This window comes from Bradyrhizobium sp. in8p8 (genome assembly GCF_000426845.1).
Lineage (GTDB): Bacteria > Pseudomonadota > Alphaproteobacteria > Rhizobiales > Xanthobacteraceae > Bradyrhizobium > Bradyrhizobium japonicum_C.
This window is the reverse complement of the sequence record NZ_AUGD01000002.1, coordinates 400,557-413,642: the sequence shown is the minus strand read 5'-3', so window position 1 is coordinate 413,642 and position 13,086 is coordinate 400,557. Positions and strand designations below refer to the sequence as shown.

The following is a 13,086-nucleotide window of genomic DNA, read 5'->3' as shown; positions in this document are numbered from 1 at the left end:
TGTCCTATCCGAATTCAGGGCCGGCGACGGCGAATGGCGTTTCCTTCGCGGCATTGGTGGCGGGGCCGAACCGCATGCGCTGGAACGGTCGCTCGATGGTCCAGCCAGAGGCCGTCAGGCCGTCCAGGAACTGGCTTTGCGATGCGACGGCGTCGATCAGGAGCGGGCTGGTCTCCGATGCTGCGATCGCGCCAACAAGGGCCAGCGCATCGGCAGCATGATCGGCGAATAACGGACCGATATGGCGCGCGGTTCTGCCGTCGCGGACCAGCGCGATGCATCCGTTTGCGGCGACGATGCGTGACCCCGGGCGCTGTGCGAAGGCGGTCAGCAGGGCGGTGCGGTCGAAACCGCCGGCGCGCCGGTCGCGGGCACAAAGCGCCTCGATCGTTGCGGCCGATGGCGCCGGCGCGGATGACGGCGCGGGGTTGACCAGCTTCAGTCGTCGTAACTGCAGGGTCGGCGTGAACCCGAGCGGACCATAGACCTTGGCGCCGTCAGGCGTCGCATCGAGCCAGCTCGTCAGGCCGCTCTTGCGCGCCGTTTCCATGCAAGCGTCGACGAGACGCGTTGCCAAGCCGCGGCGGCGATGGGTGCCCGATACCAGCACCATGCTGATCCAGGCGTTGTTGCCTGAATAGGGCAGCAGCGCCGCGGTCGCGACCAGTCGGGCGCCGTCGCGGATGCCGAATACGACTCCGTCGCGCAGGAAGATGCGCCAGTCCTCTTCGGTCTGGTTCCAGTGCGCTTCCGTCGAGAGCGCCAGCCCGGCGATCTCATCCTGCTCGCCGAGCTTGATGACCGGCGGGCCGTCAGTAGCGTCCATCGCGCACCTCGTATTTGGTGGGCTTGCCGAGGCTCGGCATGGCGCGCGAGACCCAGTCCGCCGTCCAGGCGATCAGCTGCTCGGTATCGACGACGGGCAGACCAAACAATTCGACCGCCCTGGACGTGTCGGTCAGCCAGGCGGTCGGCTCTTCCTTGCCCGTCAGTACCGGCGCACGGCCGAACCTCGCGCCGAATTTTTGCGCGAGATCGCGCACCGCCAGGATCTCGTGGCCGCTGACATTGATCGGGGAAGTCGGCGTGGTGCAATGGGCGAGGCAGCGCAACGCCTGCGAGGACGCATCGCCCTGCCAGATGAAGTTGACATGGCCGAGGCTGACGTCGATCGGCGTACCCGTGAGCACTTTCGTCGCGATGTCGTGCAGCACGCCATAGCGCATGTCGATCGCGTAATTGAGGCGGAACAGCCGCCCCGGCGTTCCGAACTTGCGCGAGAAATATTCGAACATGCGCTCGCGGCCGACGCAGGACTGGGCGTATTCGCCGGGCGGGTTCGGCGCCATGTCTTCGGTCGAGCCTTTGCCGTCGACAGGCACGAACGGATAGATGCAGCCGGTCGAGAACGCCACGATGCGCGAGGAGGGGAAGGCCTGCGCGACCAGCGCCGGCACATGCGCGTTCATCGCCCAGGTCAGCGACAGATCGCCCTCGGCGCCGAACTTGCGGCCGGCCATGAAGATGATGTTCGGCGCCTTCGGTAAGGCATGGATCGAGCGCTCGTCCATCAGGTCGCAATTGATGGTCTCGACGCCGCGCGCGTGCAGCCAGTCCTTCACACCGGGTTCGCTGAAGCGGGCGACGCCGATCACGCGGCGGTCGGGCGTGGCGGCTTTCGCCAGCCCCGCCAGCGTCGGCCCCATCTTGCCGGCGACGCCGAGGATCATGATGTCGCCGTCGACCTTCTCGAGGTCGTCGATCAGCGCCTGCGTCGGCCGGCACAGCAGCTCGTCGAGAGCGGCGATATCGGGAATGGTCTTCGGCAGCGTCTGGCGGGTGAGCAGCATGGATCTTTCCAGTCCTAGTTCTGCCTGGCGTCGCCGACCACGAACATGCGTTCGAGGGCCAGCACCAGGCCATAAAGGGCGACCCCGAGCAGCGTCAGCAGCACGACCGCCATCACCATCGCGGGCGTATCGAGGGAGGATTGCACCTGGATCATGAGGTAGCCGAGCCCGCGCTCGGAGGCGATGAACTCGCCGACGATGGCGCCAGCGACCGCGAGGATGGCACCGACCTTCATGCCGGAGAAGATGTAGGGCAGCGATCCCGGCAACTGGATCTTGCGGAACAGAGTCCAGCGCGAGCCGCGCAGCGATTTGACGAGATCGAGCAGATCAGGCTCGACCTCGCGCAATCCTCGTGCGGTGGTGAGCAGGATCGGGAAGAAGCAGATGCTGAAGGCGATCAGGATGTTCGGGACTATGCCGTAGGAGAACCAGACGATGAAGAGCGGGCCGAGCGCGACCTTCGGGATCATGTTCAGCGTCACGAACAGCGGCAGCAGCACGAGGCTCAGCAGCGGCGCCCAGCTGAAGATCACAGCGAGTGTCACGCCGACGAAGGCGCCCAGCGCGAAGCCGCCGAGGATCTCGATCGCCGTCACCAGCGTGTTGGCGCCCCAGGCATAGCCCGAGGTTCCCAGCGTCTGCACGGTAGCGAGCGGCGAGGGCAGGATGAATTTCGGAACCTGGAACGCGTCGACCGCGACTTGCCAGAGCACGAGCACGGCAAGGTGCACGATCAGGACGATCGCAAAGCTGCGTGCCGCGCGTGCCCGGTCGGCTGCCACGTTCTGCTCCCTGTTGTCCGTGGCCTCGCCGCCACGATGTCAGCCTAGCCGGCCTCGGGACAAGTTTCAACCAGTTGGTTGATTATGGCCGAAGCGAGTGCAGCACCAGATCGGCGACGTGGCGCCGGCGGGCGCGGCGTGCGGTGCGGCTCGACAGGTCCTTGCCGAAGATCGCCGACAGCGTCGGTGTGTTCGAGAAGAAGAAATAGCTGAGGCCGGCAATGGAGATATAGAGCTGGACCGGATCGATCCCCTTGCGGAACACGCCCGCGCGCACCCCCTCATTGAGGATGTGCGAGACGCTTCTGACGAGCGGTGAGTGCATTGCTTCGAGGCGGGTCGAGCCGCGGACATGTCGGGCGCCGCCGCGGTTCTCGTCGTTCAGAAGCACGATGAAATCGGGGTTCGCCGCGAGATGGTCGAACGAAGCCTCGATCAGCTTGCGGATCGCCTTCTCCGGCGGCAGGCCTTCGAGATTGAGCCTGCGCTCCTGCTCGCGGATATCTTCGTAGACCCATTCGAGCACGGCGAGGTAGAGCGCGTCCTTGTCTCCGAAGTAATGATAGACGAGCTGCTTGTTGACGCCGGCGCGCTCGGCGATCTCGTCGACGCGGGCGCCCGCAAGGCCGTGCCGGGCGAATTCCTGGCGCGCCGCGGTCAGGAGCTTCTTGCGGGTGGCGACGGGGTCGCGGCGCTGCGGCGCGGTGTCGCCGGATCGTTTTGCGGGCATTTCCAACCAAACAGTTGACAAGTGGAGGGCGGGCTTGTTGCATTGGTATCGTCACATGGGGAGAGCGACAAGCCGGGTCGCGGCAATGAGGAGAGATGCGATGAAGCGTTTGCAGGCGGCGGGCTCGGCCCTGGTGTTGGCCTTGGGGCTCGGCGTGTCGGCGGTGCCCGCCCAGGCGGGAGAGGCCGTCAATCTGATCCTGAACTGGACGCCGACGGCCGACCACTCGCCGTATTATTACGCCAAGGCGCAGGGCTGGTACGAGAAGGCGGGCATCGATCTCACCATCGAGACCGGCAAGGGCTCCGGCGTCTCCGCCGCGAAGGTCGGCTCCGGCGGCTCGCCGTTCGGCGTCGCCGACCTCGCCACCATGCTGGTGGCCAAGAGCAAGGGCGCCGACACCGTTGCGGTGATGAGCGTCTATGCCAATACCGGCCAGACCTTCTACTGGCTGAAGAGCTACGGCGTGAATGGCGTCAAGGATTTCGCCGGCCACAAGATCGGCAATCCGCCCGGCGATGCCTCGCGCGTGATGTGGCCGGCCTTCGCCAAGGCCGCCGGCCTTGCGCCCGACTCCGTCGGCTTCGTCAATGTCGGGCCGACCGCGAAGATCGCGGCGCTGAAGAGCCACACCGTCGACATCATCAGCGACTTCTACAACGAGCACGATCTGAAGGTGATCGAGTTCGGCCAGGACCTCGGCTACCTCAACTGGAAGGACATCGGGCTCAACCCGTACGGCAATTCGCTGATCGTCAACGGCGCCTACTTGCAGAAGAATCCGAAGGTCGTCGAGGACTTCGTGCGGGTCACGCAGAAGGCGTTCGCGGCGTGCGTCGCCGACGTCAACCCATGCCTGAAGGCGCTGTTGGACCAGGTCTCGGGCCTGGACAAGGCGAACCAGGAGCGCCAGTGGGAGCGCATCAAGTTCCTGATGACGGACGAGTTCACGACGACCAAGGGGCTCGGCTGGATCGACGGTGAGCGGATGAAGAAGGATTACGAGCTGGTGCAGACCTATCTCGGCATGGAGAAGCCGTTCGACGTGACGACGGCGTTCACGACCAAGATGCTGGATCCGAGCATCAAAATGGATGCGAGCAAGGTGAAGAAGTGAGCGGCGCTTGACCGCTCGCTGCGTCAGCCCTTCTTCATGTCGTAGACGTGCTCCGGTCCGGGAAAGGCGCGCGACCGCACGTCGGCGGCATAGCGTTCGATCGCCGCTTCAATGGCCGGACCGAGGTCGCCGTAGCGGCGAACGAATTTGGGCGTTCGTGGCGAAAGCCCGAGCATGTCCTCCAGCACGAGTACCTGGCCGTCGCAGGCTGCGCTCGCGCCGATCCCGATGGTGGGGATCGCGATCGCTTCCGTGATCTTGCGCGCCAACGGCTCGGCCACGGCCTCAACAACGACTGAGAACGCACCCGCATCGGCGACCGCCTTTGCATCGTCCTCGATCGGCCCCCAGTCGATCTCGCTGCGTCCCTGGGCGCGAAACGAACCCAGCGTGTTGATGGATTGCGGCGTCAGGCCGATATGACCCATCACCGGAATGCCGCGCCCGGACAGGAATGCAATGGTCTCCGCCATGCGGACACCGCCTTCAAGCTTCACCGCGCCGCATTGGGTTTCCTTCATGATCCGTACCGCGGAATTGAATGCCTGCTCCTTGGAGGCTTCATAGGATCCGAACGGCATATCGACGACGACCAGCGCTCGCTTCGATCCTCGCATCACCGCCGCGCCCTGAAGGATCATCATGTCGAGCGTGACCGGCACGGTCGTCTCGAAGCCGTGCATGACGTTACCAAGGGAATCGCCCACCAGAATGACGTCGCAATGCTGATCCACCAGCGCTGCCGTGTGCGCATGATAGGAGGTCAGCATGACGACCGGCTCGCCGTGCTTGCGGGCGCGGATGTCCGGCGCGGTCTTGCGTCTGATGGACGACTGAATTGACATGATGGGCTCCGTCTGCGGGACGCGCATCGAAACCAGTTGGTACCACGGTGTCAATCCGGCAAGCGGGCCTGCAACCACATGGATGGCATGACATCCGAAGGACGTAGGGCATGCTCCGCTTGCCGTGACTGCTCGCAGCGCGACCCGGACACGGCAGCCGTCGCTGGTTCACGTTCCCACGTGACGCCCTGGGGAAATTAACTGACCGTTAACCATGTCGGCCGCATCGTTAACCATTCAATAACAGGGAACGAGTCGGCCGCCATGGAGGCTGCAGTCAAACCTCAACGCCAAATGGTGCGCCTGCGCGGGCGCTCCTATGTGGCCTTTGTTTTCACGCCGACGGTTCCGGTGCAGGACTGGCTGCATGAGATCGACGCCACCATTGCGCGCTCGCCGGGATTCTTCGCCGGACGGCCCGTGGTGATCGATCTGTCCTCGGTGGAGCTAAGCCAGGCTGGCATCGGCCATCTGCTCACAAGTCTTCAGGACCGCAACATCCGCGTGCTCGGCATCGAGGGCGTGGAGGAGGGAAGGCTGACTCCCATGATGCCGCCGCTGCTGTCCGGCGGACGCAGCTGCGTGGTGGAACCGAGCGCGCCGAAGAAGGCCGACGCGAAGGTCGAGGTCAAGCCGACTTCATTGCTGCTGGAACACCCCGTACGCTCTGGCCAGACCGTGATCTTCCCGGACGGCGACGTCACCATTCTGGGCTCGGTCGGGTCCGGCGCCGAGGTCGTCGCCGGCGGCTCCATCCACGTTTACGGCGCGCTGCGCGGCCGCGCCATGGCGGGCGTGAACGGTCACACCAGCGCGCGCATCTATTGTCAGAAGATCGAAGCCGAACTGCTTGCAATCGATGGGTTTTACCAGACAGCCGACGACATCGACGAGGCCTTGCGCGGCCGGCCGGCCCAGGCCTTCCTGCAGGGCAACACCATGCGAATTACTGCGCTGAACTGACCAGAAGGAGATAATTGAGATGGCCAAGGTACTGGTCGTGACATCAGGCAAGGGTGGGGTCGGCAAGACCACCACCACGGCCGCGCTGGGAGCGGCGCTCGCACAGCGCGGCGACAAGGTCGTCGTCGTCGATTTCGACGTCGGTTTGCGCAACCTCGATCTCGTCATGGGCGCCGAGCGCCGCGTCGTGTTCGACCTCATCAACGTGGTACAAGGCGTTGCCAAGCTCCCGCAGGCACTGATCAAGGACAAGCGGCTGGAGAATCTCTGGCTGCTGCCGGCCTCGCAAACACGCGACAAGGACGCGCTGACGGAAGAGGGCGTCGGCAAGGTCATTGCCGACCTGCGCAGCCGTTTCGACTGGGTGATCTGCGACAGCCCGGCCGGCATCGAGCGCGGCGCTTCCATGGCGATGCGCTTCGCCGACGAGGCCGTGATCGTCACCAATCCGGAAGTCTCCTCGGTGCGCGATTCTGACCGCATCATCGGCATGCTCGATTCCAAGACCATGCGGGCCGAGAAGGGCGAGCGGGTCGAGAAGCACATCCTCATCACCCGCTACGATCCCGCCCGCGCCGCGCGCGGCGAGATGCTGACCATCGACGACATCCTCGAGATCCTCGCTACGCCCCTGCTCGGCATCATCCCCGAGAGCCAGGACGTGCTGCGCGCCTCCAACGTCGGCACGCCCGTCACGCTGTCGAATGCGGACGGCGCACCGGCTCGCGCCTATATCGACGCGGCGCGGCGGCTGTGCGGCGAAACGATCGCCATGCAGGTGCCGGCCGAGCGCAAGGGTTTCATGGACCGCCTGCTGCGACGGAGGGCTGCATGAGCATGGGTTTGCTCCGGCTTCTCCGCGGCAACAAGGCCACTGCACCGGTCGCGCGCGAACGTTTGCAGATCCTGCTTGCCCATGAGCGCGGAATGCGCGGCCAGCCCGATCTGCTCGGTGTGCTGCGTGAGGAAATTCTCGCCGTCGTGTCCAAGCACGTGACGCTGGACCCGACCAAGGTCATCGTGCGGCTCGAGCGCGGCGACGAGGTCTCGACCCTGGAGGTCGATATCGAGGTGCCCAACGATTTCGAGCGCAAGCGCGCGGCGGTCGCGTAGGGCCCGGCCGAAGACTCTGGCCTCTTGGGGGAGAAACGCGGTCCGCCGGGCATGGCGGGCCGCCATTATGGTGTGGCTCGCTACGATCTGACGGAACGAGCTCCAGGCCCAATCGTTATGAGCGACCCGCGGCGGCAGCGACGCGCTGCACCGCAGTTCCCTCAAGCGGGAGAGCGCCCATGATGTCCGAGGTCCAGGTCCATACCATTGCCAGGCAAATGCTCGAACAGCACGGCTTTGCTGCGATTGCGAAGGCGGCCGAGCAGGCCCAGGCCTGCGAGGGCCGTGGCGATGCCGAGGAGGCCAGGGAGTGGCGTCACATTGCGGACGCCATGAAGATCATGCGTGGCCCGCATCAGGGCTGATATCCGAGCGCGAGCGTCTTCAACGCTCCCCGCGATCGGCACCTCGCGATGACGAACGATGCTGGGTCTGCGGCTGCCCGCGCTCGCCTGCCTCCTTGCAAGGGAGCTGCTCCCAGGAGCCGTCCGGCGCCTGCTGATAGGCACTGCAGGACGACGAGGTGGATTTTTCCTCGCCCCTCTGGGCGTCGGAATTCCTCGCCAGTGCGGGCGCAGTCAGCAGCGCAGCAGCCGCAATAGCGCCGGCGAAAACGAAATGGATACTCCGCATCAGTACCTCCTGTTCGTGTTCGAGGAAGCCGCATGCTGTGAAAAATTGTGACGATTTTTAGCCAGATCAACCGGGCTGCCGCGGCGTGCTTAACGTCCACGACCGGCTTGCTAGCCGCCCTTGCTGCGGATCAGGCCGGCCAGATTGGTCTTCTGGGCCTCACACCAGCCGGACATGCCGAGCCGGCGCTGGTCCAGATCGGTGGCCTGGGTCGCGACCGCGACCTCGACCATGAGATCGTCGTCCTGCTTCTCGCCCATCTTGCCGCCGGTGTGCATCCAGGCGATCGCCTTGCGCACCCGCTCGGTGGTGCCGTCGGGCAGCTGCATCTGCTGCGCTCTCTGCACGAGGTCCTGGTAGACGAGATCCGTGTTGGGGCACTCGACCTTGGCAGCGAAGGCCTGCAAGACCATGGTCACATAAGTCGAGCGTGGCGGTGCGTCGCCCGCGACGGCCGGCGCAGCCAGCAGCAACAGACCCGCAATCAGAAAACCGGTGCGCATCCTGGAACCTCCTCCATTTTCTTGAGAGGCTAGCGCCGGTCGCGCTGCTCGGCAATGGTGCACGGCGCGATTGTCGTTCGTCCGGGTGGTGGGCTAATCTGGAACTCCCCAGTCTCGGAGCGCGACATGAGCCTGTTCAGCACGCCTTTCGACCCCGAACGCGACACCGCGCTCGTCACCGGAGCGGGCAATGGCATCGGCCGTGCGATCGCGCAGGCCCTCGTCGGCGAGGGCGTCCGCACCGTGTTCGCCGATGTCAGCGCGGAGCGCGTACGTGCCGCGATCGCCGCGTGCGAGCGCCCCGGTCTGGCTGTGCCCTGGGTCGGCGATCTCGGCAGGCTCGAGGCCTGCGATGAGCTGCTGGTTGCCGCCCACGCGGCGCTCGGCGAGGTCACGCATTTGGTCCACAGCGCCTCACCGCCACGGCGCGAATCCGATCACTTGCTCGCGGTCGATCGCAAGACATGGCAGGAGATGCACGCCGTCAATCTCGATGCCGGCTTTCACCTGGCGCGCGAACTCGGAAAACGGCTGATCGCGGCGAAGCAACCGGGCTCGTTCCTGTTTCTCACCTCGCTGCATGCGGGCACGCCGCGCAACCTGGCGCACTATTCGACGGCGAAGGCGGCAATGGCGATGCTGGTGAAGGAGCTCGCGAAGACGCTCGGGCGCTACAACATCCGCGTCAACGCATTGGTGCCTGGCGCGATCGCAGCCGGCGGCTTCGTGGCCGATCCCGCGCTGGCGCGGCACGTTCCGCTGGGGCGTCTTGGTGCGACCGATGACCTCGCACCGATGGCGCTCACCGTGTTGTCGAACAAGCTGTCCGGCTACGTCACCGGCGCAGCCTTCGTCGTCGACGGCGGATTGTCGCTGACGAACTGGTTCGAGCCGCCGGTGCTCGATATCTAGCTAGCGCTGCCAGGCTGGCACGGGATCGAGCGGCGTGCGATAGAGCTCGTTGTGATCGCGATCGGTGACGCGCACCGCGCAACCCTTCTGCTGCAGCTCCGGCTTCACTTGCGACAGCTCGCAAGCCAATTGGTCGGCGCGATCGGAGGCAACCTCGATGTCTTCGAGGATGATTCCACCCTGGTTCCTGAACTCACCACCAACCACAAGATCGAAATAGTAGTAGGGCATCCGAATTCCCCGGTGTGAGGATGTCAGCTTCAGTGCAAGTCTCAACCCATGCCGGAATGTACCACTGAGTCGATATCTATCGAATGAACAGGCCGCGCAATCTCTGTGCTTATGGCGCAGAAATGATGTGCAGCGCGTGGGCTCGTTAAGAATTTATTAAATATGCCGGCGCGATCATGAGGCATGGAATTGCAGCAGAACCGGGCTCCGGGAACCGGCAGCTGCAAGAGAAGGCCGGCGGCATAGATCCCGACGGCCTTTTCTCTTGAGCGAAATATCGCTTACCGTAATTGCCCGGTCTCAATCGATCACATCCACTCCGACACGTGGGCAAGCTGCGACGTGGTACGTCGCCCGAACCATGTTAGCGCAGCGGCATCGGTGGACGCACGATAGGTCCATCGTCATCGGCTACGGCTTGAGTCGTTGCAACCGCCGCAGCCGGCGGCGGCGCCGCGGAAGCTTGCGACGGCGGCGGTGGAGGTGCGAGCGGCGTGGGCGAATAGGTCCGGGTCACCGGCGGCTTCGGCTTGCGAACCCGCTGCGCTGAAGGCTGCGGAGGCGACGCAGCAGCACGTGCGCGCGAATCGACCGGCTTCGTTTCAGCAGCCGCTGGCCCTTGCGCGGCAGGCTTCGCCATCTCGCGCGCCATCTGCTCCTGTCCGGCCTTCAACTCGGCGATGTTGGCTTTGAGCTGATCGATCTGCTGCGCCATCGCCGCAAGGTCGTTCGACATCGACTGCACCAGTGGCGCCGGGTCGGGCTGCGCTGCAGCCGGTGGAACGCCAGCTTGCGTTGGAAGCGGCGAGGCTGATGGAACGACCGATTGTTCCACTGCAGCTTGTGCCGGCCCATCGTCGGCTTGCACGGCGGCAACCGGCATCGTCTGCGACGTCGAAGGCATCAACGACGCAAGCACCGGCTTCCATTCGGCGAGTATTTGCTTTGCGGTGTCGCCGTGTTGCTCCCAGGCTATCGAGGCAGCCACGCTGCCGCCCGCGAACAAAAATGCGACGAATGCACCGCGCAGCCACTTGCCGGCGGCGGATCGCTTCCGCGTGACAAGTCCATCACTGGTCGTGACGCGGATGGCCGTGTCGACCGGCGGTGCCGCAGCGGCTTTTCCGTACACCACGTTGATGGTGGGCTCAGGAGCACGCGGCGGCTCCGGAACGAACTTTGGCTCCGGAGCAAACTTCGGCTCCGGACGGGGGGCGATCTCCGTCGCCAGCGCCGGCGATACGTTGACCGGCCGTGAGGCCAGCACGATTTCGGGAGAGATCTGAACCGCGTCGTGCGGATCGTTGTCCTTGACCGTGTCCTTCACGATCTCATCGACGATTTGCTTGGCGTTCAGCGTCGCGAGCATCGCAGCTCCTTTGAAGCCCAGTGGTGGAAACCCAGTTTGAAGCCCGGCGTGTGAGGCCCAGGTCGTTCTCATTGGCGCGGCGCCGATCGGCGAGGTCGCTCATCCCCAGCCCCCACGAGTCCAGCCGCGTTTGACCAAAGCAAGGCGAGGGGAAGGAGATGGTGGGACGCTTCTCCGCCCTTTGTGGTGATGGAACCCATCTCGCCGGACACGCGCACGTGTTCCGAGCCGCCTTGTTTTCAGCACGATTTTGACGGTATGTGGGGAGGCGGGGGCGTTGCTGTCCGCAGTTGGGGGGCCGGCGGTGCCAAGATCTTTGTTCGTTTTATTTGCGATTGCCTTGCTGCCGCTCGGCGGTTGCATGCAGACGACGCTTTCGCCATCGACGGACGCAAGCATGACGCCGCGCGACCGGCAATTGCTCGCGCACGCGCCGTATGCGAAGGTCAACGTGCCTGAGCAATATCTGCGTCACATCGTGGATTACCACCGCAAGGAGCAGCCGGGCACGATCCTGGTCGATACCGACGCGCGCTACCTCTATTTCGTGCTGCCCGACGGCAAGGCCATGCGCTACGGCGTCGCGGTCGGCGAGGAAGCCATGGCGTTCTCAGGCGTTGCGCGTGTCGGCCGGCTGGCGGAATGGCCGGACTGGGTTCCGACAGCCGACATCCAGGCGCGCCTCGGCCCGTATCCGCCGCGCGTTCCTGGCGGTCCCGCCAATCCGTTGGGGGCCCGGGGCATCTACCTCTATGTCGGCAACAAGGACACGCTCTACCGCATCCACGGCACGAACCAGCCGGAATATATCGGGCAGGCGATCTCGTCTGGCTGCATCCGGATGCGCAACGAGGACATCATCGATCTCTATGATCGGGTGAAGCTCAACTCGATGGTCGTGGTGCTGCCGCCGGGACAGAACGCGCAAGCCGAGAGGGGCACGCGCTGGCGCGGCTGACGGCCGCCTGCGGTTAGCTTGGTTCCGCCGGCCGTACTTGGCTCTAGTTCTCCGGCCGCGCAATGCGCCATTGCAGCGTCGTGGCATTGCCGTTGGCGTCACCGGGCGCTTTGTCGGCGGGCGAGGTGTAGAGCGGACGATAGCGATACGCCCACATCTTGCTCCCGTCGTCACGGTTGATCACGGTGAAATCGCCGACGGCCTTGGCGTCGGCCGTCGCCGCCAGTGGCACCCAGCTTTCCGTGCACTTGCCGTTGCAGCTCGATGATTTTCCGGTCGTGTCGCGCTCGTAATAGTAGAGCGTCATGCCGTTGAGATCGACGAGCTTGGCGCCCTGCTTGGTCAGGATGACCTTCGCCGGCGCAACCGCCGGCTCGGCTTTCGGCGGAGGAGGGTCGCCGCCGCCATGGCCACCTGCGAACGCCTGACCGATCGAGAGCGCGATGGCTGCAGCCCCAACCAGGAACCTGAACATTCCCAAACTCCGCCCCGCAAAGTTAATTGCGCGTTAAGCGCCCAATGGGGTCGACGTTAGCAGCTGAAGGTTAGTTCCTGGTTTCGTGCGCTGCGACAATTACGCACTTGGCCCGGGATCAGACCTGCGCGTCGCGCAGCGGGGCGCGGCTGAGTTCATTGCCCGCGGCAATGGCCTTACGCAGCAACCGCATCAGCTCCTCGCCTTCCTTCGCGCTGAGGCCGCGCAGCATGATGCGCTGGGCAGATTCGACCGCCGGTGTGATCTTGCGCAGCGTGCGCCGTCCTTCGCCGGTGATCTCAAGCTCGCGGGCGCGGCGGTCGCGGCTGGAGGGGCGACGCTCCGCGAGGCCCTTCTGAACGAGGCGATCGATCACGCCGGTGATGGTGGTGCGATCGTATGCGATCAATCCGGCGAGCGTCACCTGGTCGAGCCCCGGATTGGCCTTGATGGTGGCGAGCGCAGCGTATTGCACCGGCGTCAGGTCGAAGCCGGCGTCCTCGACCTCGGCCAGGAAGACCGCCACCGCGATCTGCTGGAAGCGGCGCGCCAAATGCCCGGGCATGTCGTTGTTGTCTTTCACCGAATTCTCCGGACGTCGC

General features: G+C 64.9%; 18 protein-coding genes. 7 read left to right on the top strand and 11 right to left on the bottom strand.

Annotated features, from left to right (window positions below; genetic code table 11):
* Positions 1–4: 4 nt before the first annotated feature.
* The 4 genes from K408_RS0107285 to K408_RS0107270 all read right to left on the bottom strand — a co-directional run bounded on the left by K408_RS0107285 (position 5) and on the right by K408_RS0107270 (position 3,365).
* On the bottom strand, positions 5–826 hold the full coding sequence (locus K408_RS0107285) for a GNAT family N-acetyltransferase (RefSeq protein WP_024337954.1): 822 nt from the start codon (positions 824–826) through the stop codon (positions 5–7).
* A complete protein-coding gene (locus K408_RS0107280) occupies positions 813–1,850 on the bottom strand; it encodes an NAD-dependent epimerase/dehydratase family protein (protein ID WP_024337953.1) in 1,038 nt (345 codons plus the stop codon). The genes K408_RS0107285 and K408_RS0107280 overlap by 14 nt, the downstream gene beginning before the upstream one ends.
* Before the next feature lie 14 nt (positions 1,851–1,864).
* Entirely contained in the window at positions 1,865–2,635 is a 771-nt protein-coding gene (locus K408_RS0107275) for an ABC transporter permease (RefSeq protein WP_024337952.1), read from the bottom strand.
* An 82-nt stretch (positions 2,636–2,717) separates the two neighbouring features.
* Positions 2,718–3,365: a TetR/AcrR family transcriptional regulator gene (locus K408_RS0107270; RefSeq protein ID WP_024337951.1), complete on the bottom strand. Its 648-nt coding sequence runs from the start codon at positions 3,363–3,365 to the stop codon at positions 2,718–2,720.
* A 100-nt stretch (positions 3,366–3,465) separates the two neighbouring features.
* Here K408_RS0107270 and K408_RS0107265 point away from each other — a divergent pair, with 100 nt between their 5' ends.
* Positions 3,466–4,482: an ABC transporter substrate-binding protein gene (locus K408_RS0107265; protein ID WP_024337950.1), complete on the top strand. Its 1,017-nt coding sequence runs from the start codon at positions 3,466–3,468 to the stop codon at positions 4,480–4,482.
* A 23-nt stretch (positions 4,483–4,505) separates the two neighbouring features.
* Here K408_RS0107265 and panB read toward each other — a convergent pair whose 3' ends face one another.
* Positions 4,506–5,327: a 3-methyl-2-oxobutanoate hydroxymethyltransferase gene (panB, locus tag K408_RS0107260; protein ID WP_024337949.1), complete on the bottom strand. Its 822-nt coding sequence runs from the start codon at positions 5,325–5,327 to the stop codon at positions 4,506–4,508.
* 264 nt (positions 5,328–5,591) lie between these two features.
* Between panB and minC the strand changes: the two genes are divergently transcribed.
* From minC to K408_RS0107240, 4 genes are all read left to right on the top strand, one after another.
* Positions 5,592–6,290, top strand: a complete 699-nt coding sequence (gene minC / locus K408_RS0107255; RefSeq protein ID WP_024337948.1) for a septum site-determining protein MinC — start codon at positions 5,592–5,594, stop codon at positions 6,288–6,290.
* A gap of 19 nt (positions 6,291–6,309) precedes the next feature.
* Positions 6,310–7,125 (top strand): septum site-determining protein MinD, encoded by an 816-nt coding sequence (gene minD / locus K408_RS0107250; RefSeq protein ID WP_024337947.1) that lies wholly within the window; start codon positions 6,310–6,312, stop codon positions 7,123–7,125.
* Complete coding sequence (minE, locus tag K408_RS0107245) at positions 7,122–7,403, top strand: cell division topological specificity factor MinE (protein WP_024337946.1); 282 nt, start codon at positions 7,122–7,124, stop codon at positions 7,401–7,403. The genes minD and minE overlap by 4 nt, the downstream gene beginning before the upstream one ends.
* Positions 7,404–7,582: 179 nt before the next feature.
* Entirely contained in the window at positions 7,583–7,768 is a 186-nt protein-coding gene (locus K408_RS0107240; protein ID WP_024337945.1) for a hypothetical protein, read from the top strand.
* Between the two features lie 19 nt (positions 7,769–7,787).
* Here the strand turns inward: K408_RS0107240 and K408_RS0107235 are convergent, their stop codons facing one another.
* Both K408_RS0107235 and K408_RS0107230 read right to left on the bottom strand, forming a co-directional pair.
* Positions 7,788–8,036: a hypothetical protein gene (locus tag K408_RS0107235; RefSeq protein ID WP_024337944.1), complete on the bottom strand. Its 249-nt coding sequence runs from the start codon at positions 8,034–8,036 to the stop codon at positions 7,788–7,790.
* 110 nt (positions 8,037–8,146) lie between these two features.
* A complete protein-coding gene (locus tag K408_RS0107230) occupies positions 8,147–8,539 on the bottom strand; it encodes a hypothetical protein (protein ID WP_024337943.1) in 393 nt (130 codons plus the stop codon).
* 126 nt (positions 8,540–8,665) lie between these two features.
* Between K408_RS0107230 and K408_RS0107225 the strand changes: the two genes are divergently transcribed.
* Entirely contained in the window at positions 8,666–9,451 is a 786-nt protein-coding gene (locus K408_RS0107225) for an SDR family NAD(P)-dependent oxidoreductase (protein ID WP_024337942.1), read from the top strand.
* Here K408_RS0107225 and K408_RS0107220 read toward each other — a convergent pair whose 3' ends face one another.
* Together K408_RS0107220 and K408_RS0107215 are read right to left on the bottom strand one after the other, a co-directional pair.
* The gene (locus K408_RS0107220) at positions 9,452–9,682 is read right to left on the bottom strand and encodes a DUF6894 family protein (RefSeq protein ID WP_024337941.1); all 231 of its coding nucleotides are present in this window, start codon (positions 9,680–9,682) and stop codon (positions 9,452–9,454) included.
* Positions 9,683–10,046: 364 nt separating this feature from the next.
* Entirely contained in the window at positions 10,047–11,051 is a 1,005-nt protein-coding gene (locus K408_RS0107215) for a hypothetical protein (protein ID WP_024337940.1), read from the bottom strand.
* A 361-nt stretch (positions 11,052–11,412) separates the two neighbouring features.
* Between K408_RS0107215 and K408_RS0107210 the strand changes: the two genes are divergently transcribed.
* Positions 11,413–12,009, top strand: coding sequence for a L,D-transpeptidase (locus tag K408_RS0107210; protein ID WP_051160651.1), 597 nt, complete (start codon positions 11,413–11,415; stop codon positions 12,007–12,009).
* A gap of 43 nt (positions 12,010–12,052) precedes the next feature.
* Here K408_RS0107210 and K408_RS0107205 read toward each other — a convergent pair whose 3' ends face one another.
* Together K408_RS0107205 and K408_RS0107200 are read right to left on the bottom strand one after the other, a co-directional pair.
* Complete coding sequence (locus K408_RS0107205; protein WP_024337938.1) at positions 12,053–12,484, bottom strand: COG4315 family predicted lipoprotein; 432 nt, start codon at positions 12,482–12,484, stop codon at positions 12,053–12,055.
* Between the two features lie 118 nt (positions 12,485–12,602).
* Positions 12,603–13,067 carry a MarR family winged helix-turn-helix transcriptional regulator gene (locus tag K408_RS0107200; protein ID WP_024337937.1) on the bottom strand — a complete coding sequence of 155 codons (465 nt, stop codon included), beginning with the start codon at positions 13,065–13,067 and terminating at the stop codon, positions 12,603–12,605.
* Positions 13,068–13,086: the final 19 nt, after the last annotated feature.